General features: G+C 59.7%; 15 protein-coding genes. 8 read left to right on the top strand and 7 right to left on the bottom strand.

Features of this window, described 5'->3' with window-relative positions; genetic code table 11:
• Positions 1–90 precede the first annotated feature (90 nt).
• Complete coding sequence (gene uvrD, locus J9870_RS29055; RefSeq protein ID WP_210642101.1) at positions 91–2,274, bottom strand: DNA helicase II; 2,184 nt, start codon at positions 2,272–2,274, stop codon at positions 91–93.
• A 260-nt stretch (positions 2,275–2,534) separates the two neighbouring features.
• Between uvrD and J9870_RS29050 the strand changes: the two genes are divergently transcribed.
• On the top strand, positions 2,535–5,405 hold the full coding sequence (locus tag J9870_RS29050; protein ID WP_210642100.1) for an EAL domain-containing protein: 2,871 nt from the start codon (positions 2,535–2,537) through the stop codon (positions 5,403–5,405).
• 56 nt (positions 5,406–5,461) lie between these two features.
• Here the strand turns inward: J9870_RS29050 and J9870_RS29045 are convergent, their stop codons facing one another.
• Positions 5,462–5,776: a hypothetical protein gene (locus J9870_RS29045; RefSeq protein ID WP_210642099.1), complete on the bottom strand. Its 315-nt coding sequence runs from the start codon at positions 5,774–5,776 to the stop codon at positions 5,462–5,464.
• Positions 5,777–6,215: 439 nt separating this feature from the next.
• On the opposite strand from J9870_RS29045, the gene hexR reads away from it, so the two are divergent.
• Positions 6,216–7,082 carry a transcriptional regulator HexR gene (gene hexR / locus J9870_RS29040; protein WP_003187110.1) on the top strand — a complete coding sequence of 289 codons (867 nt, stop codon included), beginning with the start codon at positions 6,216–6,218 and terminating at the stop codon, positions 7,080–7,082.
• A 140-nt stretch (positions 7,083–7,222) separates the two neighbouring features.
• On the top strand, positions 7,223–7,432 hold the full coding sequence (locus tag J9870_RS29035; protein ID WP_109752921.1) for a hypothetical protein: 210 nt from the start codon (positions 7,223–7,225) through the stop codon (positions 7,430–7,432).
• Here J9870_RS29035 and J9870_RS29030 read toward each other — a convergent pair.
• Positions 7,374–8,336: a LysR family transcriptional regulator gene (locus J9870_RS29030; protein WP_246883063.1), complete on the bottom strand. Its 963-nt coding sequence runs from the start codon at positions 8,334–8,336 to the stop codon at positions 7,374–7,376. The two genes, J9870_RS29035 and J9870_RS29030, sit on opposite strands and share 59 nt — an antisense overlap.
• A gap of 187 nt (positions 8,337–8,523) precedes the next feature.
• On the opposite strand from J9870_RS29030, the gene J9870_RS29025 reads away from it, so the two are divergent.
• Both J9870_RS29025 and oadA read left to right on the top strand, forming a co-directional pair.
• Positions 8,524–9,939: an acetyl-CoA carboxylase biotin carboxylase subunit gene (locus J9870_RS29025; RefSeq protein ID WP_025216234.1), complete on the top strand. Its 1,416-nt coding sequence runs from the start codon at positions 8,524–8,526 to the stop codon at positions 9,937–9,939.
• A 12-nt stretch (positions 9,940–9,951) separates the two neighbouring features.
• Positions 9,952–11,760, top strand: coding sequence for a sodium-extruding oxaloacetate decarboxylase subunit alpha (gene oadA / locus J9870_RS29020; protein ID WP_210642098.1), 1,809 nt, complete (start codon positions 9,952–9,954; stop codon positions 11,758–11,760).
• Positions 11,761–11,832: 72 nt separating this feature from the next.
• On the opposite strand, the gene J9870_RS29645 is transcribed toward oadA, so the two are convergent.
• A complete protein-coding gene (locus J9870_RS29645) occupies positions 11,833–13,650 on the bottom strand; it encodes an autotransporter outer membrane beta-barrel domain-containing protein (protein ID WP_246883062.1) in 1,818 nt (605 codons plus the stop codon).
• Here J9870_RS29645 and J9870_RS29010 point away from each other — a divergent pair, their 5' ends adjacent.
• Positions 13,651–14,268: a hypothetical protein gene (locus J9870_RS29010; protein ID WP_210642097.1), complete on the top strand. Its 618-nt coding sequence runs from the start codon at positions 13,651–13,653 to the stop codon at positions 14,266–14,268. It abuts the gene before it with no gap.
• Positions 14,269–14,361: 93 nt separating this feature from the next.
• Here the strand turns inward: J9870_RS29010 and J9870_RS29005 are convergent, their stop codons facing one another.
• Positions 14,362–15,198: an amino acid ABC transporter permease gene (locus J9870_RS29005; protein WP_210642096.1), complete on the bottom strand. Its 837-nt coding sequence runs from the start codon at positions 15,196–15,198 to the stop codon at positions 14,362–14,364.
• On the bottom strand, positions 15,195–16,016 hold the full coding sequence (locus tag J9870_RS29000; RefSeq protein WP_210642095.1) for an ABC transporter substrate-binding protein: 822 nt from the start codon (positions 16,014–16,016) through the stop codon (positions 15,195–15,197). The genes J9870_RS29005 and J9870_RS29000 overlap by 4 nt, the downstream gene beginning before the upstream one ends.
• A 114-nt stretch (positions 16,017–16,130) precedes the next feature.
• Between J9870_RS29000 and J9870_RS28995 the strand changes: the two genes are divergently transcribed.
• Positions 16,131–17,030 (top strand): homocysteine S-methyltransferase family protein, encoded by a 900-nt coding sequence (locus J9870_RS28995; RefSeq protein WP_210642094.1) that lies wholly within the window; start codon positions 16,131–16,133, stop codon positions 17,028–17,030.
• 187 nt (positions 17,031–17,217) lie between these two features.
• Positions 17,218–22,569 (top strand): DUF6543 domain-containing protein, encoded by a 5,352-nt coding sequence (locus tag J9870_RS28990; RefSeq protein ID WP_210642093.1) that lies wholly within the window; start codon positions 17,218–17,220, stop codon positions 22,567–22,569.
• A gap of 161 nt (positions 22,570–22,730) precedes the next feature.
• Here the strand turns inward: J9870_RS28990 and J9870_RS28985 are convergent, their stop codons facing one another.
• A complete protein-coding gene (locus tag J9870_RS28985) occupies positions 22,731–23,402 on the bottom strand; it encodes a GNAT family protein (protein ID WP_135847869.1) in 672 nt (223 codons plus the stop codon).
• Positions 23,403–23,409: the final 7 nt, after the last annotated feature.

Genomic DNA, 23,409 nt, shown 5'->3' with positions numbered 1-23,409 from the left:
TCGCGATAGCAGCGTGTCAATCAGCATCAATATTGGCTGACCCACCGTTATCGCGAGCAAGCTCGCTCCCACAAGGTTCTGCGAAAATCTCTAGATTGCTTCCAGCTTGGCATACCCCAGCATCAGCCACTTGCTGCCTTCGCTGAAGTTCACCTGGACCCTGGCCTGGGCCCCGGCGCCTTCGAAATTGAGGATCACGCCGTCGCCAAATACCGAGTGCCGCACGGTCTGGCCGAGACTGAAGCCGGTTTCCGGGATATCGCTGCCGCCGAACAGGCTGCTGGTGCTTTGTTGCTGGCCGCCGCCGAATGGACGGCTGACGCTGTTGGACAGCCGGACCTCCTGAATCAGGCCCTTCGGTACTTCGCGTACGAAGCGCGACACCTTGTTGTAGGTCTCGCTGCCGTACAAACGTCGGGTTTCGGCATAGGTCAGCACCAGATTCTGCATGGCGCGGGTGATGCCGACGTAGGCCAAGCGGCGTTCCTCTTCCAGACGCCCGGGCTCTTCCAGGCTCATTTTGTGAGGAAACAGGCCTTCCTCCATGCCCACGAGGAACACGTAGGGGAATTCCAGGCCTTTGGCGCTGTGCAGGGTCATCAGCTGGATGCTGTCTTCATGCTCGTCGGCCTGGGTGTCGCCGGCCTCCAGAGAGGCATGGCCCAGGAAGGCCGATAGCGGTGACAGATCTGCGTCTTCTTCGGTGTTCTCGAAGTTGCGCGCGGCGCTGACCAGTTCCTCAAGGTTTTCTACCCGTGCCTGGCCTTTCTCGCCCTTTTCCGCTTCGTGGTAGGCGATCAGGCCGGATTGCTCGATGACTGTCTGGGTCATCAAGTGCAGCGGCATCTCCCCGCACTTGGCGGCCAGGTCTTCAATCAGGTCCATGAACGCCTTGAGTGCACCGGCGGCGCGACCGGTCACGCCTTTGTTGGCGACTAGCTGACGCATGCCTTCCCACATGGACACGTGGCTGTGGCGGGCGTGATCGCGAATGGCTTCGACGGTTTTCTCACCAATGCCCCGAGTGGGTACGTTGATCACTCGCTCCAGGGCCGCGTCGTTGCCGCGCCCTTCGAGCAGGCGCAGATAAGCCATGGCGTTCTTGATTTCGGCACGTTCGAAGAAGCGCTGGCCGCCATAGATGCGGTACGGGATCCGTTCGCGCAACAAGGCTTCTTCCAGCACCCGCGACTGGGCGTTGGAGCGATACAGAATGGCAATGTCGCTGCGGGCCAGGCCGGTTTTCAGCGCGCTTTCGATGGTTTCCACCACGTAGCGGGCTTCATCGTGCTCGTTGAAGGCGGCATAGAGGTTGATCGCTTCGCCTTCGCCGCCATCGGTCCACAATTCCTTGCCCAGGCGCCCGGTGTTGTTAGCGATCAAGGCGTTGGCGGCCTTGAGGATGCCGGCGGTGGAGCGGTAGTTCTGTTCCAGCCGGATGACTTCTGCGTCGGGGAAGTCCGCCGAATACTGGTGAATATTCTCGATCTTGGCGCCGCGCCAGCCGTAGATCGACTGGTCGTCGTCGCCCACCACCATCAGGCTGTCGCCGCCCTTGGCCAGCAGGCGCAACCAGGCGTATTGCACGGCGTTGGTGTCCTGGAATTCGTCCACCAATACATGCCGGAAGCGCTTCTGATAATGAGCCAGCAGGCCCGGGTGATCGCGCCACAGATCCAGCGCACGCAGCAGTAGCTCGGAAAAGTCGATGACGCCTGCGCGCTGGCACGCCGCCTCGTAGGCTTCGTAGATGCTACGCATGGTCGCCAGGAACAGATCGCCACTGGCTTGGATATGTTGTGGACGCAGTCCTTCGTCTTTCTGGCCATTGATGAACCACTGGGCCTGGCGGGCCGGCCAGCGCTGTTCGTCCAGGCCCAGCTCGCGGATCACCCGCTTGACCAACCGTTGCTGGTCGTCGCTGTCCAGAATCTGGAAGGTCTGGCTCAAGCCGGCTTCCTGCCAGTGCGCCCGCAGCAGGCGGTGCGCCAGGCCGTGGAAGGTACCGACCCACATCCCAGCCGGGTTGATGCCCATCAACTGCTCGATGCGATGACGCATCTCCGCAGCGGCCTTGTTGGTGAAGGTCACCGACAGGATCGAATGGGGCGAGGCGTTTTCGACCTGGATCAACCAGGCGATACGGTGCACCAGCACTCGGGTCTTACCGGAGCCGGCACCGGCCAGGACCAACTGACGACCCACGGAGGCGGCTACGGCCTGGCGTTGGGCATCGTTGAGAGAGTTCAGCAGAAGGGAGAGATCATCGCGCATCGGAGCATTCTAGGGTGCGGCGTCACCCCGGGCAAACCGAGCTTTGCCTCAGCCGATAAAAGACCGCTTGATGATGACCGGTTGGTCATTGGCTGCAGGCCCTGGCGGGGCTCGCTTGAAGGCCGCGCGGCCCAATAAAATAGCGACTTTTTCCGCACTTTTATGAGCTGGGGCAGTGTGGGATGGCGTTTGGCTTGTGTATGCTCGGTGCTCGTTTCGGGTTCTCCACGCTCTACTGAATAAGAACAAGAACAGTGCCTATGACCCTCAATTCCGATCTGGCGGGCCCCTGTGTGGAACCGCGGGTCATCTGCAAGCAGTACGCCATGGAAATGGCGGTCGAACGCACACGTCTGCTGTACCAGGGTTCATTGCTGCCCACGCTGTTCATGCTGGTCAACGGCCTGGTCTGCGCCGTCCTGTTATGGGAACCGGCTCGCTATTTCCTGGTCAGCGTCTGGCTGGTCTGGTTGCTGTCACTGGTGGCGTTGCGGGTGATTCAGGTGGCCGCCTTCGATTCGGCGATGCCCAGCCGTCAGGCACACCCTGTCTGGTTGCGTATGTTTTTGCTCGGCTCGGCGATGACCGGCCTGACGCTGGCCGGGGCTGGCATCGCCCTGGTTCCGGCCGACAGCTTCCAGCAGCAGGCCTGGGTGTTCGGCCTGATTGGCGCGGCCACCCTGTCGGCCAGCGTTGCCTATGCCGTGAGCCTTCCGGCGTTTCTGTCCTTTACCTTGCCGTGCCTGTTACCGGCCATCGGCTATCTCTTCTGGGGCGGTGATGAGCAGCAACACGGCTGGGGCTGGCTTGGGTTGGTAGTGCTGATCTCGCTGAGTGTGGTGGCCTGGCAAGTCAACCGCTTGATCCAAAATGGCCTATTGCGCCGGTTCCAGAACCAGGCATTGATCGAGCATTTGCAGCAGGCGCAAACCCGCAGCGCACAACTCAACGAGGCGTTGGCCCGAGAGGTCGATCAACGGCGCTGCGCCGAGGAGAAACTGCGGACGGCCCAGGTAGGCCTGGAGGCGCGGGTCGCGCAGCGCAGCCTCGAACTGGACGCGGCCAGCCAAGCCCTGAGCAAGAGCGAGGCGCGCCTGGCCCTGGCCCTCAAGGCCAGTGAGCTGGGTTTGTGGGACTGGAACCTGCAGACCGACGAAGTCCATCACACCCAACTCAAGGAATTGTTCGGCCTGGAGCCTGAGTACGTCACGGCCATGCTCAGCCATCTCACGCCGCGCCTGCATCCCCAGGACCTGCCGGCGCTCAAGCGTGCACTTGTCGAGCACCTCAAAGGCCGCAGCGAGGATTACCAGATCGAATATCGTGTGCGCCACGGCGACGGTCATTGGGTGTGGATCGAGGACCGTGGACGTGCGGTGGAACGCAGCGCGAGCGGTCGGGTATTGCGCATGGTCGGCACCCGGCGAGACATCAGCACCAGTAAAGAGCTCGAACAGCAACAACAGCTGGCGGCTACGGTATTCGAGGCCGCCAGCGAAGGCATTGTGATTTTCGATCCCGGCTTCGTGCTGCTCGCCGCTAATCAGGCGTTCACCCGGGTCACCGGTTTCAATATCGAGGACATGCTCGGGCACAACGTCGTGGACCTGCCCTGCAGTCGCGACGCGCGTCGGCACTACCCCGTCATCCGCCAAGCCCTCAAGCAACACGGCACCTGGCAGGGTGAGCTGGTGGAAGCGCGGGCCAATGGCGAACTTTATCCACAGTGGCTGCAACTGAATGTGGTGCGTGACAGCCGGGGAAATGTCAGCCACATAGTAGGCTTCTTCGCCGATCTGTCGGCGCGACGCGAATCCGAAGAACGGATGCGCTACCTCACCCATTACGACGAGTTGACCGGGTTGGCCAATCGCTCGCTGTTCCGCGAGCGCCTGCACGAGGCCCACCAGCGGGTGCGCCAGGGCGGACGGCGCAGCCTGGCGTTGCTGCATATCAACCTGGATCGCTTCAAATTGCTCAACGACAGCCTCGGCCATGACATTGCCGATCAGCTGTTGCAGAAAATGGCCCGGCGCCTGATCAATGCACTGCCCGAAGCCGACACCATCGCTCGATTGTCCGGCGATGAGTTCGCCGTGCTGTTCGACGCCTACGGCAACCTTTCCAGCCTGGCGCGGGTGACGACCCGTTTGTCCGCCAAGCTGCGCTTGCCGCTGACCATCGAAGGCCATGAACTGGTGGTCAGTGCCTCCATCGGTATCAGCATGCTGCCCGATAACGCGCGAGAAATTTCTACGTTGGTCAGCCAGGCAAACATGGCCATGCAACATGCCAAGCATCTGGGCGGCAACAATTTCCAGTTCTATACCGACAGCCTCCAGGCCAGCACGCTGGAGCGCCTGCAGCTGGAGAATCAACTGCGCAAGGCCCTTGAAGAGCATCAATTGAAGGTCTTCTACCAACCCAAGTTGTGCCTGGTAACGGGCCGCCTGAACGCCGCCGAGGCGTTGGTGCGCTGGGATCATCCGGTCATGGGCCAGGTTCCGCCGGTGGACTTCATCGGCCTGGCGGAAGAGACCGGGCTGATCGGGCCGATTGGCGAGTTCGTGTTGCGCCAAGCCTGCTGGCAGGCTTGCGAATGGCAGCGTCAGGGCCTTGCGCCGATCAGGGTGTCGGTCAACCTGTCGGTGCACCAGTTGCGCCAGGGCAAGTTGGTCAGCCTCGTGCGGCAAGTGCTGGAAGAAACCGGCCTGGAGCCCCGGTACTTGGAGTTGGAGCTGACCGAAAGCCAACTACTCGACAGCGTTGAACACATCATCGCGACGTTCCAGCAACTGCGCGACCTTGGGGTCAAGCTGGCGATCGACGATTTTGGCACCGGCTACTCGTCCCTGAGTTACCTCAAGCGCATCCCGGTGGATTACGTGAAGATCGACCAGGCGTTCATTCGTGGCTTGGAGGAGGGCGGAGAGGATGCGGCGATTACCCGGGCGATCATTGCAATGGCCCATGGGTTGTCGCTCAAGGTAGTGGCCGAAGGTGTCGAGCGCCAGGAGCAGCTTGAGTTTCTGAAGGCCGAACGCTGCGACGAGGTCCAGGGCTACCTCATCAGCCGGCCGGTTGAGGCCGAGGGGCTGGCCCAACTGCTGCGAGAGCAGCGCTTGGAATGAAGCTTCCCGCCGGAGTGTCACTCCCGGTGTCGCTCCGACGGGAAGATTATTATGTATTAATGCGTGATGATGATTTCATCAATATGATGAACGAGTTCATCTTCGAAGAAGATGCTGACGCCGGTTACGTTAGAATCACCGAGAACTTTATACTCGACATGTTTGTGCGTGATCACTTGTAGCGAAACTTCTTCACTTTGTTCGAGTACCAGATCCAGGCGCAGATCGAAGGATTTATCCTGTTTTTCACTCAGTACCAGTTTAGGTGTGATGCCGCCGTTCGATACCTCTACCGTTCCATAGGCGCGGAAGGAGGCTGCGCCGGGCATCCGGTCAATTTGTGCGGTCCAGTCTTTGGTGTTAATGGTCATATTAAGTAACTCCTGTAGTTGAGGTTGAATTGCGTCCTGCGTCGCTAATATAAGTATGCGCTGCCGCTTGGGAAAGAGGTAAGTGCTGAGAATTTGAAAGAGTATGTGTGCGCGACTTGTTGTAAGTGCACATGAAAGTGAGTGGCTGTGAAAAAGTATATAGAGCGAGTTCGTATTTGGTTTTTATACCGCGTGAACTAACTAACCTGACAGCCGCTTTCGGCAAGCAAGAGGGGCGAAGGAGTCCCAGGTCCAGGGATGAATGAAATTTTCTCCCTCATCACAGCCGGCCCGAATGGCTACATGGCGCGCTCTCCGCGAAAACAAGGGGTGGCAAGCTGATTCGGTTACGTATTGGGGCGGGCAAAGAGCCGATTCTTGTAGTATAACTACAAGCTTGCTACATCCCGGCAGCTGCCAATAACAAGAGTCCAGTCCCTTGAACCTGTTGCAACACATCGCCCAGTCACGCCACCTGCTGCGCAAGTCGGAGCTGAAAGTCGCCGATCACGTACTGCTTGATCCTGCGGCCGTGATGCACAGCTCCATGGCTGATCTTGCCCACAGCGTCGGCATCAGCGAACCGACCATCGTGCGTTTCTGCCGGGCCATCGGTTGCTCGGGTTTCCAGGACCTGAAGCTCAAGTTGGCGCAAAGCCTGGCAGCCGGGGCAAGCTTCGGCCAGTTTGCGATCCATGAGGACGACTCGGTCGCGGACTACAGCCTGAAAATCTTCGACACGACCCTGCACACGCTGATGGAAGTTCGCGAGAAGCTCGATCCGGTGGCGTTGCAAAAGGCCGTCACCGCCATGTCCCAGGCCCAGCGTGTCGAGTTCTATGGCTTTGGTGCTTCGGGCGCGGTAGCGGCCGATGCCCAGCACAAGTTTTTCCGGTTGCTGCTCACGGCGGCGGCCTATTCCGACCCGCATATGCAGGCGATGTCGGCGGTGACGTTGAAACCCACCGATGTGGCGATCTGCATTTCGCAGTCGGGGCGTTCCAAGGACCTGCTGATCACCGCCAACCTGGTTCGCGAAAGCGGTGCCTCGCTGATTACCTTGTGCCCAAGCCAGACCCCATTGGCCGAGCTCTCGACGGTGAACCTGGCCATCGACGTGCATGAAGACACTGAGATCTACACGCCGTTGACCTCGCGCATCGCCCACTTGGTGGTGATCGATGTATTGGCGATGGGCGTCGCCATGGCGCGCGGACCGAGCCTGGTCAACCATCTCAAGAGCGTGAAGCGCAGCCTGCGCAGCCTGCGGCTGTCGCCCAAGTCGGTAAAAGCGCTGGACGACTGATCGGTTGCTACGAATGGGACAGGGGATTATTGGCGGCGAGGGGGCATCTGAGAATTCATCGTTCTGTAACGCATGCGCCGCCAAACGGTCATCGCGCGCCTTCATCGTAAAGCTCCCGTATACGTCTTGGGAGACTCGACATGACCCAGTCCTACGAAGAACGCAGCGCCGTCAAAACCCGTCGTCAGCAAGAAGACCAGCGTCGCATGGCGTTCCGTCGTGCGATCGAAGACCGCTATGAGCAGCGCCAGCTCCTGGCAGAGATCAGCGAATTTCCCGATGCGACAGAATTCAATTATTGGCAGGCAACACCGGCGGCTTCCCGTCGAAACGCTCAACCAGGCCAGTGATCTGAGCGCGCTCGCCGCGAACGAACGCCAGGAAGGCGTGGGCCACGGGTGACAAGCGTTTCGCCCTGGCCTGTACCAGGCACCAACTGCGGTACAGCGGCAGTTCCTCCACCGGCAACTCGATGAGTGCGCCGGACGACAGCTCCCGGCTCACGGCGTGGCGCGTCAATAGCGCCACGCCCAGCCCGGCCACCACGCATTCGCGCTGGGCTTCTGCTGACGCCACCTCCAGTGTCTGGGTGAAGTGCACCCGTTTCTCCTTGAAATACTCCTCGCAAGCCAGCCGTGTGCCTGAGCCAGGCTCGCGCAGCAACAGCGTATACGGCTCCAGATCTTGCAGGCGCAGTGGGCCCATGTGGCACAGCGGATGGTCGGGCGGTGCCACGGCGACGATCGGATTGTTGAGAAACGGCAGGAACTCGAGCCCCATGTCCTGAGGCACCATGGACATGATGACCAAGTCATCCCGGTTGTCCGAAAGCCGTCGAATGACCTGCCCGCGATTGACCACCGTGAGGTTGAGGTTGACCTCCGGGTGCTGGCGCTTGAACGCAGCGAACAGGTGCGGCACGAAATACTTGGCGCTGGACTCCACTGCAAGCTTGAGCTGCCCTTGCAGCGAACCCTGCATGTCCGAGAGCTGCATGTCGAGGTTTTCCAGGCGCCCGAAGATATCCCGGCTGGCGCGTTGCAGCGCTTCGGCGGCTTCGGTCATATAGAGTTTTTTGCCGACATACTCGAACAGCGGTTGGCCAATCAGCTCTTCAAGGGATCGAATCTGTAGGCTAACGGCCGGTTGTGTGAGAGACATTTCGTCAGCTGCACGGCTGTAGGACCTCAGGTCACACACCTCGTTGAAAATCTGCAATTGACGCAATGTCATACGCATCAACGACTTACGCATTTTCTAAGCACTCGGGAGCGAAACGGATAGCGCAACTATAAGTCTTTACTTATGCGTGACCCAATAATTATTCATTTTTGTTAATCCCCAGCCAGGACTAGTGTGGAGCTGCGACCAATTGTTACATCTGGTCACGCGTCGGCCTGGACACCAGGTCGTGGTACCACCGGCTCAAGGGAACCTCCAATTGATAACAAAGATCCTGATCGCCAACCGTGGTGAGATTGCCGTTCGAATCGTGCGCGCGTGCGCCGAGATGGGCATTCGCTCGGTCGCGGTCTATTCCGACGCTGACCGCCATGCCCTGCATGTCAAGCGTGCGGACGAGGCCCACAGCATCGGCGCCGATCCGCTGGCCGGCTATCTCAACCCGCGAAAGCTGGTGAACCTGGCGGTGGAAACCGGCTGCGATGCATTGCACCCCGGTTACGGCTTCCTTTCGGAAAACGCCGAGCTGGCAGACATCTGTGCCGAACGCGGAATCAAATTCATTGGCCCGTCGGCAGAAGTCATTCGCCGCATGGGCGACAAGACCGAAGCACGCCGCAGCATGATCAAGGCCGGTGTGCCGGTCACGCCGGGCACCGAAGGCAACGTGTCGGGCATCGAAGAAGCCCTGACCGAAGGCGACCGCATCGGTTATCCGGTGATGCTCAAGGCCACCTCCGGCGGCGGTGGTCGTGGTATCCGTCGCTGCAACAGCCGTGAAGAACTCGAACAGGCCTTCCCGCGGGTCATCTCCGAAGCCACCAAGGCGTTCGGTTCGGCGGAAGTGTTCCTGGAAAAATGCATCGTCAATCCCAAGCACATTGAGGCGCAGATCCTCGGGGACAGCTTCGGCAACGTGGTGCATCTGTTCGAGCGTGACTGCTCGATCCAGCGGCGCAACCAGAAGCTGATCGAAATCGCCCCCAGCCCGCAACTGACACCCGAGCAACGCGCCTACATCGGCGATTTGTCGGTGCGCGCCGCCAAGGCGGTGGGCTACGAGAACGCCGGCACCGTGGAGTTCCTGCTCGCCGAGGGCGAGGTGTACTTCATGGAGATGAACACCCGGGTGCAGGTGGAGCACACCATCACCGAAGAAATCACCGGTATCGACATTGTTCGCGAACAGATCCGTATCGCCTCCGGGCTGCCGCTGTCGGTCAAGCAGGAAGACATTCTGCACCGTGGTTTTGCGTTGCAATTTCGGATCAACGCCGAGGACCCGAAAAACAACTTCCTGCCCAGCTTCGGCAAGATCACCCGCTACTACGCCCCTGGCGGCCCGGGCGTGCGCACCGATACGGCGATCTACACCGGCTACACCATTCCACCGTTCTACGATTCGATGTGCCTGAAACTGGTGGTCTGGGCGTTGACTTGGGAAGAAGCGATGGACCGTGGCTTGCGAGCCCTGGACGACATGCGCCTGCAGGGGGTCAAGACCACTGCCGCGTATTACCAGGAAATCCTGCGTAACCCGGAATTCCGCAGTGGCCAGTTCAATACCAGCTTCGTCGAAAGCCACCCTGAACTGACCAACTACTCGATCAAGCGCAAACCCGAAGAGCTGGCCCTGGCTATCGCCGCCGCCATTGCCGCCCACGCAGGCCTGTAAGGAACCATCACCATGTCCAAGAAGATCTTTGTTACCGACACAATCCTGCGCGACGCCCACCAATCGCTGCTTGCCACCCGCATGCGCACCGAAGACATGCTGCCGATCTGCGACAAGCTCGACAAAGTCGGTTATTGGTCGCTGGAAGTCTGGGGCGGCGCGACGTTCGATGCCTGCGTGCGCTTCTTGAAGGAAGACCCGTGGGAACGCCTGCGCCAACTGCGCGCGGCGCTGCCTAACACCCGTCTGCAAATGCTGCTGCGCGGCCAGAACCTGCTGGGTTATCGCCATTACAGCGATGACGTGGTCAGGGCGTTCGTGGCCAAGGCCGCGGTCAACGGCATCGATGTGTTCCGTATTTTCGATGCGATGAACGACGTGCGTAACCTGCGGGTCGCCATCGAGGCGGTGAAGGCCGCCGGCAAGCACGCCCAGGGCACCATCGCCTACACCACCAGCCCGGTGCACACCATTGAAGCCTTCGTGGCCCAGGCCAAACAGATGGAAGCCATGGGTTGCGACTCGGTGGCGATCAAGGACATGGCCGGCCTGCTGACCCCGTACGCCACTGGCGAGCTGGTGAAAGCGCTGAAGGCCGAGCAATCCTTGCCGGTGTTCATCCATTCCCACGACACCGCCGGCCTGGCCGCGATGTGCCAGCTCAAGGCGATCGAGAACGGTGCCGATCACATCGACACCGCGATCTCCAGTTTCGCCTGGGGCACTAGCCATCCGGGTACTGAGTCGATGGTCGCGGCCCTTAAAGGCAGTGAGTTCGACACGGGCCTGGACCTGGAGTTGTTGCAGGAAATCGGCCTGTACTTCTACGCCGTGCGCAAAAAATACCACCAGTTCGAAAGCGAGTTCACGGCGGTGGACACCCGAGTCCAAGTCAACCAGGTACCAGGCGGAATGATTTCCAACCTGGCCAACCAGTTGAAAGAGCAGGGCGCGCTGAACCGGATGAATGAAGTACTGGCGGAAATCCCACGAGTGCGCGAAGACCTCGGCTTCCCTCCGTTGGTGACCCCGACCTCGCAGATCGTCGGTACCCAGGCGTTTTTCAACGTGTTGGCCGGCGAGCGCTACAAGACCATCACCAACGAAGTGAAACTCTACTTGCAGGGCGGCTACGGCAAGGCGCCGGGTTTGGTCAATGAGAAGCTGCGTCGTCAGGCCATCGGCAGCGAAGACGTGATCGACGTGCGTCCGGCCGACCTGCTCAAGCCGGAAATGACCAAGCTGCGTGGCGAGATCGGCGCGCTGGCCAAATCCGAAGAAGACGTACTGACCTACGCCATGTTCCCGGACATCGGGCGCAAGTTCCTCGAAGAACGTGAAGCCGGCACCCTGACGCCAGAAGTGCTGTTGCCAATTCCTGAGGCGGGCAGTGTGAGCTCGGCGGGCGGCGAAGGTGTGCCGACCGAGTTCGTCATCGACGTTCACGGCGAAACCTACCGCGTCGATATCACCGGTGTGGGCGTCAAAGCCGAAGGCAAGCGTCACTTCTACCTGTCCATCGACGGCATGCCCGAAGAGGTCGTGTTCGAACCGCTCAATGAATTTGTCAGCGGCGGCAGCAGCAAGCGCAAACAGGCCACTGCGCCAGGCCACGTGAGCACCACCATGCCGGGCAACATCGTTGATGTGCTGGTCAAGGAGGGCGACGTGGTCAAGGCCGGCCAAGCGGTGCTGATCACCGAAGCCATGAAGATGGAAACCGAAGTGCAGGCGGCCATCGCCGGTAAGGTTACCGCTATTCATGTGGCCAAGGGCGACCGGGTCAATCCGGGCGAGATCCTGATCGAGATCGAAGGCTGAGTTAACAGCCTCGATACAACCTTTTAACCTCGGGGGGGCATGTGCTCCCCTTTTTTTTTGCCCGCGAAATGCTCAGAACATCATTCGCCATTGACCCATCAATGCACTGTTTCGGTTGTCCTGACCGGTTTCACCCTTATAGCTCACCCCCAACGTATGCCGAGACGAAACAGCCAGGTCCAGCGCTGCTTCAAAGAGCAGGCTGTCACGGTCCAGTTCGACGCCTTCGACGGTATACGTGTTGCCTGTGCTCGCCAGGCGCTGGCGGGAAGTGCCCCGGGTCTCGCCGTATAAGTGTTTCCAACCGAGATTCAAGCGGGGCGTCAGTTGCATACCTTGGTCAAGGGGGAAGGATCGGGCGAGGCGAAGGCCCGCGTTGCTGTTGTAATTGTCCTGGGTTTGGCCGTTGAATCGCAGCGCCGCGTCGCCACCTTTCTCTGTGTAGCGATCACGTTGATAGCGTTGATAGCCCAGTTGCAGATAAGGCTCGACCCCGAAATACCCGACGTCCAGGTTGTAGCCGACTTGCCCAAAGACCTGCTGCGTGTTGGCGTCGTACCGCCCCTTGAGGCGATCGCTGAAACCGTTGAAGGCCACGTGGCGCTTGGTACTGCCGTCATGATTGCCGTGAACGGCGCCCAGGCGCAGCGCCAGCGGTCCGTCCTGGCGCACGGCGTAGGCGCCCACATGCCAACTGTCGAGTCGGCCATCGAAGCGGTGACTGTCCAGCCGCGTCTGGGTCTTGCTGCCGATTATCCCCAGACGCCAATCAGGGCTGACAGCCCAATCGGTCCCCAGCATCAGACCTTTGGTCGAATGCTTCAGGGCATAGCTGCCCAATTGCTTCCCGATGCGCCCGCTGTTGCCGATGGCCTGCACCCAGACTTGGCCGTCAGTATGTTCGTTCTCCGGGTTTTTCTGGCCCATGGCTGAGAGCATGCCGGTGCCGATTGGCGTGACGCTGCTCAAGGTGGCATTGCCCAGGTCCGCCGTGTTGTAGCCGCTTAGTTGGTCGATGGCGTCGGCGGCGGTCGCCATGGTGGTGCCGAGCAGGGCGTTGATGGCTTTGTTAGGCTTCGCGGCTGGCTTGGTGGCTTGCAATTGGCCTACGGGTTTTGATGTGGCACTGGGGGTTTCTGGTGGCTCGGCGGGTTTGTGTGGGGTGTCTACGACCTTCGTTTTGCTGGCGTCGGCGGCGGTAGTCATATCGCTGCCGAGCAGGGCGTTGATGGCTTTGTTGGGTTTTGCTTCTGGCTTGGCGGCGTGCAAATGGCCTACGGGTTTTGAGGCAGCACTGGTGATTTCTGGCGGTTCAGCCGGCTTGTTTGTTGGGGCCTCGGTTTTTGGGTTGGCTGCGGGTGCCTGTGCGACGGTGGGGACGTCAATGGGTTCGGCTGGTTTGACCGGTTGCGACTCTTCGATACTGGCCGCAAATGCTCGCCCTTTATCGGAAGTGGCTGCTTCCTTGAGTGGGACATCGTTGCGGGCATAAGTCAGTCTGACTTGCGTATCGGTGGGGGTCAGCGTCGCCGTCATGAATGCCAGCTTACTGGAGACTGTGCCGAACGCTCCTTCGATCGTCCGCGCGCGGATGATGGTGTGCTCGCGCGACTCAATGTATTCGCCTGGCACGCCGGCAACTGTCAGCGTCGCGTTGTTCAGGAACGCGGTGCCTTCAACGTTGATCGTGGAGCTATCGCCATCTGAATTAACCCCGTAGATCAGCTCGGCAGTCTGCGCCAACGAGAAATCCTTGGTAATGGAGGGTGCGCCCATTTCGGGGCCGACTTCCAACTGGCCCGCGACACTCAAGAATTCCACTGTTCCATTGCCGATGAAGCTGGCTTTCTCACGCACTTCCACATGACCGGCCACTCCTGAGTTGATCATGTGGGCGCCTGGCTCGACAGTCACACGATTGGCCACCACTCCCTTGTTATCGAGCTTGCCAAGCACGCCCAGTTGTCCGTCGATTCGGCCAATGTTGATCAACGTGGTGTTCGGCTCGATCACTCCCCAGCCAGCGAAACTCCCGGTGTGCTGCCATTCGCCTTTGGCAACCTGCAAAGCCATGAAGTTGCGGGTTTCAGCCAATATTGGATGTTTGGCGGCATCAAGTCGCAGAACGTTTTTTCCACCGCCGCCATCAATGATTCCGGGGAACTTTCCATTTCCGCTGATGATGACCAAGTCATTTTTGCCAGTCCATTTCGCGTCGCCTTTGCGGGAGGTGTTGGCATTTTGCTGCTTGGTGTCCGCAGCGTCGGAGAAGGCCTTGAGGCGCTCTTGTTGCTCGGCGGTTGTGGAGATCTCGGCTGGTTGCTGAGCCATCGAAACATCGACGCAACCAAGCGCCAAGGCGACGGCCAGGGCAAGGTGTTGGGGTGGGTAAAAGTGTTGAATAGACATCGAATGCGGGCTCTCTTGAAAGGAGTCCGCACTTTAAAAATTCCACCCCTGGCCACGATGCCAGCTAACGCCACGCCTTGGGCAAGACACCACAGATGAAATCTGTAGGCTGGTCGTGTTGCGATCCAGGCATCGTCGCGTTGGCTTCCACGACCTGAAGCTTCGCCCTACAACTTCTTCGGATCTGTCCTGTCAGCTGCGCTTGAGATATGCCTTCCCATAATGCCGCTCCATCCGCGCCTGAATCAGCTCCAGCGCAATGGACATCAACCAGTAGATGATCGCCGCCGTAGTCAGCATCTCGATATAGCGATAGCTGGAACGACCGTAGGATTGCGCCAGGAACATCACTTCCCAGACGCCCATCACCGAGATCAGGGAGGAGTCCTTGAGCATGGAGATGAACTGGTTGGTGGTCGGCGGGATGATGGTGCGCATGGCCTGGGGCAGGGTGACGCGCCAGAAGATCACGGTTTCGCTCAGGCCCAGTGCAAGTGAGGCTTCGCGCTGGCCGTGGGGGACGCCGAGGATGCCGGCGCGGAAGATTTCGCTCAGGTAGGCGCCGTAGTTCAGCGACAGGGCGATTATCCCGGCGGCGATGGCGCCGGGGACCACGCCCAGTTGTGGCAGGCCCAGGTAGATCAGCAAAATCTGGATCAGCAATGGCGTGCCGCGAAAGAACGACGCGTAGAAACTGGCGATGCCGAACGCCACCGCGCTGCTGGACAGCCGCGCCAGGGCGGTGATGAAGCCTAGCAATGACGAAGCGACGATTGAACACAGGCACAGAAACAGCGTCAGCACCGCGCCTTGCACAAAGCCGTTGGGTGCCAGGTGCACGCCGAGCAGGTTCGGCAGTTTGTCGAGAATGATGGAGAACTTCAGGTCGAAGCTCAGGAAAAAACTCGCGAACAGCACCAGCATCGCCGCCCAGGTCAGGTACAGCCGGGTGCGAAAGCCGAAGATTTTTTGCAGGCGCGACTCGGCCACCGGTTGCGGTGGCCGAGAAGGGGACGGAAAAGAGGTCATTGGGTGATGTCGGCGCCGATCCATTTCTGCGAGAGTTTGCTCAAGGTGCCGTCCTGTTTCAACTGGGCAAAGACTTCACGCACCTTGCTGTCCCACTGGGCGTCGCCTTTCTCGATGGCCACCGAGTTCGGTTCGGAATAAAGCGGCTCCCCAGCCAGCTTGAAGCGTTTGTCTTCGGTCAGGCGCGGCTGCGCGGTCACCAGGTTGGTCAGCACCGCGTCCAGGCGTACGCCGGTGCCCAGGCCGAGGTCCTGGAACGCCACGTTGTCGGTGTCGTACGGAGCGATCTGCACGTTCTCGAAGGGGTAGCTCAAGCGGGTGTCTTCGGCGCCTTCGATCACCAGGTTCTTGTTCAGGTAGCTCTCGTAGCTGGACGCGCTGGTGAGGCCGACTTTCTTGCCGCTCAGGTCCTTGGCGCCATGGATGCTGTTGTCCTTGGCGTTGACCACGATCACCGCTGGCGAGGCGTAATACTGCACCGGGAAATCGAACACTTCGGCGCGTGCCTTGCTCGGCGTCATGGAGCAGATGCAGATGTCATAACGCCCACTCCAGTGCCCGGCCGCGATCACGTCCCAGGAAGGGGTTTCCAGGCGCAGCTTCACGCCCAGCTTTTGCGCCACGGCCTTGGCCACGTCGACGTCAAAACCGTCGAGCTGGTTCTGATCGTTCAGGAACGAGAAGGGCGGGTAGCTTTCCATCAACACACCGACCAGTTCTTTTTTCTGTTCGATGCGATCCAGGGTGGCGCCGGCGAAGGCTTGCGACGAGGCGGCCAGCAGAGTCAGGCCCAGGGCCAGCAATGGTTGTAGTTTCACGTGAAGTCCCTGGGTAGAAAAATAAGTTGTAGTTAACCGATTGCTGCGTATTAAATAGTTATAAGAACAACTCCGGTAGTGAGTATTTTTCATAAGCTTATGAGTGAATCGCATATGGGCTCAGCAACGACAGTCATTCTCGATGGCGGCATGGGCCGCGAACTGCAACGCCGTGGCGCGCCGTTCCGCCAACCCGAGTGGTCGGCCCTGGCCTTGAGCGAAGCGCCCCAGGCGGTAGAAGCGGTGCACGCGGCCTACATTGCCAGCGGCGCCAATGTCATCACCAGCAACAGCTACGCGGTAGTGCCGTTTCACATCGGTGAAGAGCGTTTTGCCGCCGAAGGCCAGGCCCTGGCCGCGCTGGCCGGGGAGTTGGCGCAGCGAGCAGTGCAAGCTTCAGGCAAAGCGGTACGGGTCGCCGGGTCGCTGCCACCGTTGTTCGGTTCCTATCGGCCCGATCTGTTCGACGCATCCCGCGCCAGTGAACTGCTGACGCCGTTGGTGACCGGCCTGGCGCCCCATATCGACCTGTGGCTGGCCGAGACCCAAAGCTCGACGGTCGAAGCGCGGGCGATTCACGCCGGGCTGCCCAAGGACGGCAAGCCGTTCTGGCTGTCGTTTACCCTGAAAGATGAAGACACCGATGAAGTGCCACGCCTGCGTTCCGGCGAACCGGTGGCGGACGCTGCGGCGGTCGCGGCCGAGCTGGGTGTCGAAGTGCTGCTGTTCAACTGCAGCCAGCCAGAAGTGATCGGCGCGGCCATCGATGCGGCGCGGGAAACTTTCGAGCGGCTGGGGGTGAAGATCCACATCGGTGCCTACGCCAACGCCTTCCCGCCGCAACCGAAGGAAGCGACGGCCAACGACGGCCTGGACCCACTGCGCGAAGACCTCGACCCACCGGGGTACCTGCAGTGGGCGGCGGATTGGCGCAAGCGCGGGGCCAGTCATCTGGGTGGCTGCTGCGGGATCGGGCCGGAGCATATTGCGGTGTTGGCGCAAAAGCTGATCTGAACCTGGCTCGCCGTAATTGATCGTTCCCACGCAGGAGCGTGGGAACGATCAACCAGGTTGCATATTTGCAGAACATATTGGCTTACGCTTTTCCCCGAGCCCTCTAGCCACCCCTATACATATGTATGTCATTTGAGCTCGAACGGCGCGATAGGGTCCCAGCCCTGATCACAACCGGGACACTTAAATGACTGTCTTCTCTGAACATGAACATGGCGCGCCTCCTGTCGCGCCCTTGAAACCCCTCACCCTGTTATCCAACGGTCTTCGATTTCAGCCGCATGCCTTTGCCGATCAATGGCTGGGCCAGTGGGGCCTCGTCGGCGACGCGCCAGTGATGGTCACTTATCAAGAGGTCGAAACCGAAGAGTCGGCCGCGATCAGTCAGCGCACATCGGTGCCGTTGCGTGACGCCGTGACACAAGGCTTTTTGATCGCCCACCAAAGCCGGGTCTATCCCTCCGGCCATTCGCCGCGTGAGGGCTGGATTTATCCACATCGAAGCCATATGTCCCTGGACTTCTCGTCGCTGCGGGTCAACGGTAAAGCCCTTTCGCCAGACATCTTGCAGCAGTTGCAAACGGGCATTGCCCCCGGCTACCAGGGCACGGGCCAGCCCGTTGTCACCGAGGTGGATGCCCAAGGCAATCTGCTCAGTGTCCGTGGCAAAGAACAAGTCCGGCAGTTGGCGCTGCTGGACAGCAATCAGGTGAAACTGGCGCGTTTGTTCGCCGGCCTGCCCACGTTCGACTCGGTGCTCAAGAGCCTGCTGATCGGCAGGATCAAGATAAAGATCCCCGAGACCCGATTTCGCCCGGCACTGCTGGAGAATATCGATCCGGATCATTGGTATGTGAACCACTTCAGCGTCGATTCCGTCGGCGGACGTTCATTGATCGCCTCGCAGAGTTTTACCGATGTTCTATTGAGCTGTCTGGCGACGGACACACCGCCCACTTACTCGGTCGATGGCGTGGGATTCTTCACTCGCCCGGATGCCTTGGAAGAGGCGGACAGCGTATTTGCCAACCCGGTGGACAGGAACATCCTGGCGGCCATGGAGGCGGTCTTCTATATCGCCCAACCCACAACCAATGACAGCCTGAAACGTCAGTTCCGTGACGATTTCAACGCCTTTCGCCGTAACAAGCAGTGGGGCGACTCGCTCGAGACCTCAACCCCGTCTACCGCTGAAGCGGCCCTCGCTCATTTGTTGTCCCGACGATTCCTGCACCTTTTCGACCTGTACAAGGCCGATCGGGATTCAGGCATTGCGTTGACCCAAAGTGAACGAAGCCAGCAGGGTGAAGAAGATCGCCTGTTGGACCTCATCACGACCCATCCGGGCATGGCGGACAGAAGCCGCTTGCTGCGAGCCCCCATCCCCCATGTCTACGCCGTCATGCTCGATATGGGCAGCACGACCGCGCAGAAATGGCCCGCTGCAATGGTGATCAAACGCACGGATCAACCTTCATTGTTTCTCTACTCCCTGGAAGGGGGCATACAGCGCTTCCATTCTTTCCAGGCGTTGGTCAATCAAGTAAGCCCTACCTACGACGGGCAGCAACGCACGATCCGGGATATTTCCTCTGAATTATCCGGGGATGTTTTTGAAGTGGCGGCAGATGATCTGCTGCAGATCCAAGACACCGCTCTGGAAACGTATCTGAATGCTCCGCAAAACGAGACGGTCGCTTTGGCGGCCTTTGCGCTGAATGTTGAAGATGCGCTGGATTTACCCATGTTGTCGCTTACCGGACCGCTGACTGTCCGTCAGGAAGTCCTGGTTGAAAACAACCGCCCGGACTTTTACAAGAGCGCAACAGGTTCGGAGCAATCGACCTATCGCAACTTGGAAAAACAGGTCCTGGAAGCGGCCTATGAACTGGGTGCCCGCGATATCCAGACGCTGTGGCAGTTCACCCGCCAGAAGGTCAAGCACTACCTTCAACAAACGGTGCACCCCGGCATCGATCCCGACCCGGACAAGTGCCTGGTCACGTTTTCTTTCGGGAAAAGTGCCAGCCCAAGGCAGTCCCGTATCTCCAGCTTGACTCAGTTGATGCTCGATAACCTGCGTCCGACTCAGTACCCCAATGCAATGCGCGAAGTGCAGGCGGTCTACGTCGCCGATCAGGATGGCCAACGTATCCGGCACCCGGCCAACGGTTATTTCGTCACGTTGACCGGGCGCGAACTGGCCCGGATGGTGACGAGCATCGATGCCGGAGCAAGCTACCAAACCCTGCTCAGCAAGGAGATGAACAAGCCGGACTACAAGAAGGCCTGGCAAGCGGCATATCTGGCCAATATGAAATTCAAAGGTCACGAAGCCGCGCTCAGGGGCAATGAAGTGTTCAAGAGCACCGTGCTCGATACGGCCTTCAACCCACCGAAGCCGTGCAAGCGCCTCGCGCTCTGGCTGGATGCGGTCCTGCGTTCGCCGACGGCACAGGCACGCCCCTTGGTCTTGGGGCGACGTGTGCACGTCCATGGTCTTCTGCTTGGGGGGAGCGTAGGCGCTGGAGGGCAGCAGGGAAGGATGAGCAATGCGCTCAGCATCGATGGCCCGCTGATCTTTTCCGATCAGGAAGGGCCGGACATCAAGGGAACGGTTGGCGTTTATTTTCCAGACAGCCCCGAGGGCGACGACTTCCATGAGTTTGCCGACCTGAGCGATGGCGTGGCAGGGTTATTGCCCCGAGAGGAATGGCAGGCGTATTTCCGTTCGCGCATTGCCACAAGCGATCCTGAAGAGATCAAACGTACCCTGGGGCAGCGAGGCGGCCGCCCGCTGATCCGTGGCACGTTGCTCAGCGGTGATCTGCTTGAGGCCCTTCATCGGGCGCACGTCAATTTCCACAGTGCGCATGCCGATCACCGCTCCAATAGCAACCTGGATGTCCATTATCAAACGCTCGGCAGGTTTGGACAGGTGGCGGTCGAGATTGCCCTGGAACTGGCGACGATGATCCTGGCCCCCGGTTTCCAGATGCTCAAGAGCATCATCAAGACCGGCCTGTTGATATCCAGGACCGGTTCTATCCCGCTGAACCTGAAAACCCTGGTATTCGTGCACACCGTGGCCAACCACGGAGGCTGGCGCCTGGTCCGAAACGTGACGCTTGCGCCACGAGGTCAATCCTCTTTCTGGAAGCTGACGGCTCGCCAAACCCAGGACGAGGCACTGACCGGGCTGCCGTTGGAGGCGGCGGTCTACCGATCCTATGCCGTTTCGGATACTTCGGTGATACAAGGGCTGACAGCGGACGCACGCGGCTTTTATCGCGCGACAGTCAGCGATATGGCCACCGGCAGGGTTATTGCTCGCCCGGTCTATGTGCGACAACCCGATGGCACCGTGTTCCGGGTGCATGACCATACGAGGTTGAACGCAACCGAAGCCACCTTGGTAGACCCTGTTTCAGGAGTGAACATCGTCTCCAGCGGGGTGATGAGAAGTACGGTGGCGCGGATGTCCAATGGCGAATGGCGCGCCGTAGGATTTGGCCGGGGCGGCGGCAAACGCCCGGCGGATACGCCTGCCCAACCGGGGCCTTCAAAGAAGCCTGCCCTATCGGTTTCCGCTGTTTCCAATTCGATACGCACGCCGGGCACTTGGAACAATCGGATCATGGACCTGGTGCCGTCAATCATGACGCGTCTGGCGATCTGGCCACAAAACCGCAGCTTGCTGATCATTGATGAAATATCCGCGGAACGTGCCTGGTCGGTGCGTTTTACCCCCGGGCAACATGAAACGATTTATCCGGTGGCCGAGCATCCGGATAGAGCTGACACAGATGTCGTTTTGAGACGAACCAGTCATGACCATTACAGTTTGGTCTTGGGTGAGCGCGTGGTGGAGATCAATGCCGATGGCGATTGCTTATTCAATGGCTTGGCGGCGGGGTTGAATGAAGGGCGGTCTCAGCAGACGTTCACGATGCAGGGGCTGCGCGATGCGGCAGCCGATCATATCGATCAGCATCCGGAGTTGAGTCAATATGTGGCGCCCCAAGTCTCCGACATCCAGCAAGCCCTCTTCGAGAGTGCGCCGTCGCTGGTCAATCTCCTGGACAATTCGGCGGTGTTCGATCTTACCCGGATCATTTACGGCACGCCCAACCCGCATCGCTTGTTCCAACCGACCTTGGATTACCTGGACCTGCAGGTAAAAAGGACTATTCGGACGGCAATCACTGAGGCGCCAGGGACTAAGTTACCCCCCGAGATCCTGCAGGAAGTTGGCCGCCTGGTGTCGCCCCGGTCCCCGGCCAATCTGATGGCGAACACCAGCGCCCCTTTTTCCGCGCAGGAAAAAGTCACCATGCAGCGACTGTTCGAGGACATCCTGCTGAGGCCTGTCGATGACCAGAACATTCTCCGGCTGCTCGACAACAAGTACCTGCTGGTTTCCAGAGACGTGGCCCATATCATGCTGGAGTATGGGGTCACCGCCCGGCAGTTGCTCGGTCATCACCCTCGCAATAGCCTGGGCTATGTCAGGCATGAGGAGGCGCTGCACGATCATCTGGACGCGGCTGAGCTTGAAGAGTTGCTGGACGGTGCTCATCTAGTGGATCGCAATGATCTGGATGACGTAAAAGAGTTGTTGATGCGTGATCGGGACAAGTTCGTCGATGACGATGCTGAGCTGTTCGAAGAGTTCATGTATGCCGACATGGTCGAGCGGACCGTTGATTTACTCAGAACGGCCCTTGGGCGCTTCCCTGTTCTGCGGCGGCGGGTCGACATTCTCCTGAGATCCCCCGTCATCATTCACAATCTCGGGGGCATGTTGCCCGTGAGTGAAGTCGCGAGGTTGATCCGTAATCCGGCGCTCACCGACAGGCGCTTTGAACTCATCGCCGCGTATGCAAACAGCCGTTATGGCGAACTGGAGCGTACGGGGCGCATCGACCTCGACTGGATGCAGGTGTTCGATGATCGGAACCTGCAAAGCATCATCACTCATCAAGATAATCTGACGGCGTTCATGCGGTTCCTGGGCGGGGCGCGGAAGAACATCGAGAGCATAGACGTGCCTGCCGTCGCAAAGCTGTTCAGCCCTCCAGGGCAGTTGCCTTCCAATGTCCGGGTGGCCCTCCTGTTCAACACCCCGGGTTTATTGGGGAACCTTATGCGTCTGTCCTCCGAGTACGCCATGCAGATCTGGCTTGACCTGATTGGGCCGCACTTTAGCGATGCGACTATTCGGCAGGCGCTTGGACGACCGGGGTCGCTGCGTACTGGACTGGATTTTGGATTGGCACTGAGGGACAGCCTGGGAGCGGAAGAAGCCCGTGCGAATCGGATTGTTCAAAACCTGCTTTCCATCAGCCAACGTCGGGCCCAGCTATACCTGTACAGCTTTGACTTCCCAACCAATCGTCTGGGGCATAGTCGTCTGGATTTTGCCGTGTACCTGGAAAGTCATCTGCAAATACCGGGCTGGGCCTGGCAGTACGCACGGCGGGGCGTGACCCCTGACTCGCTCAAGCAGTTTGGTGAGATGAAGCCGAAATTGGAGTGATTGGACAGTTGGCAGGCGACGAATGTGTCGCCTGCCCAATAGCCATCGCGAGCAAGCCCGGCCCCACAAGGGGTTGGCGGCGAACGCAGATCTTGCAGCCGCCCCTGGCCCCCTGTGGGAGCGAGCTTGCTCGCGATAGCGGACGACCAATCACCGATAACCTACGAGCGACACTCCACCAACCCAAGCACCTGCCCATCCGCGCTTTGGTTCTCTTCACTCAACCAGCGCTCGAAGCCCGCGGCGATCGCCGGCCATTCCGAATCCAGCATCGAGTACCACGCGGTGTCACGATTCTGCCCCTTGACCACCATGTGCTGGCGAAACACCCCTTCAAACGTGAAGCCCAGCCGTTCGGCGGCGTATTTGGAGCGGGCATTGGCGTTGTTGCATTTCCACTCCAGACGGCGATAACCCAGGGCGAAAGATTCCTTGGCCAGCAGATAAATTGCCTCGGTGCTTTTCGGCGAGCGCTGCATCGGTGCGCCGAAGGTCACGTGGCCGATCTCGATGCGGCCCTGGGCCGGCACGATGGACATCAGGCTGAGGATGCCCTGCACCTGGCCGTTGGCGCGATCAATCACGCTAAAGAAATACGGGTCGACATTGGCTGCATGATTCTCCAGCCAGGCATCGAAAGCGCCGCGATCCTTGAAGGGCCCGTAGGGCAAGTAATCCCAGAGTTTCGGGTCGGCCCCGGGACCTTCCAGCGCTTGCCACAGACCGTCGGCGTGACGCGCCGGATCGAGTTTTTCCAGGCGTATGAAACGCCCTTCGATCAACTGCGTAGACGGTGCCGGGACACCTTTCCAATCGGCGAGTGAAGTCGACATGCTGCGC

The sequence above is a fragment of the Pseudomonas sp. Tri1 genome (genome assembly GCF_017968885.1).
In the GTDB taxonomy this organism is placed as follows: Bacteria; Pseudomonadota; Gammaproteobacteria; order Pseudomonadales; family Pseudomonadaceae; genus Aquipseudomonas.
Note: the sequence above shows the minus strand (reverse complement) of the source record. Positions and strands in the feature narration are given on the sequence as shown.

What these genes read in the sequence shown, in the direction of transcription:
- J9870_RS29045 (WP_210642099.1), bottom strand. Translation starts at nt 5,776, where the DNA reads ATGACCATTAACACCAAAGACTGGACCGCACAAATTGACCGGATGCCC.
- J9870_RS29035 (WP_109752921.1), top strand. Translation starts at nt 7,223, where the DNA reads ATGACCCAGTCCTACGAAGAACGCAGCGCCGTCAAAACCCGTCGTCAG.
- oadA (WP_210642098.1), top strand. Translation starts at nt 9,952, where the DNA reads ATGTCCAAGAAGATCTTTGTTACCGACACAATCCTGCGCGACGCCCAC.
- J9870_RS28995 (WP_210642094.1), top strand. Translation starts at nt 16,131, where the DNA reads ATGGGCTCAGCAACGACAGTCATTCTCGATGGCGGCATGGGCCGCGAA.
- uvrD (WP_210642101.1), bottom strand. Translation starts at nt 2,274, where the DNA reads ATGCGCGATGATCTCTCCCTTCTGCTGAACTCTCTCAACGATGCCCAA.
- J9870_RS28985 (WP_135847869.1), bottom strand. Translation starts at nt 23,402, where the DNA reads ATGTCGACTTCACTCGCCGATTGGAAAGGTGTCCCGGCACCGTCTACG.
- J9870_RS29645 (WP_246883062.1), bottom strand. Translation starts at nt 13,650, where the DNA reads ATGATCAACTCAGGAGTGGCCGGTCATGTGGAAGTGCGTGAGAAAGCC.
- J9870_RS28990 (WP_210642093.1), top strand. Translation starts at nt 17,218, where the DNA reads ATGACTGTCTTCTCTGAACATGAACATGGCGCGCCTCCTGTCGCGCCC.
- J9870_RS29030 (WP_246883063.1), bottom strand. Translation starts at nt 8,336, where the DNA reads ATGCGTAAGTCGTTGATGCGTATGACATTGCGTCAATTGCAGATTTTC.
- J9870_RS29005 (WP_210642096.1), bottom strand. Translation starts at nt 15,198, where the DNA reads ATGACCTCTTTTCCGTCCCCTTCTCGGCCACCGCAACCGGTGGCCGAG.
- J9870_RS29050 (WP_210642100.1), top strand. Translation starts at nt 2,535, where the DNA reads ATGACCCTCAATTCCGATCTGGCGGGCCCCTGTGTGGAACCGCGGGTC.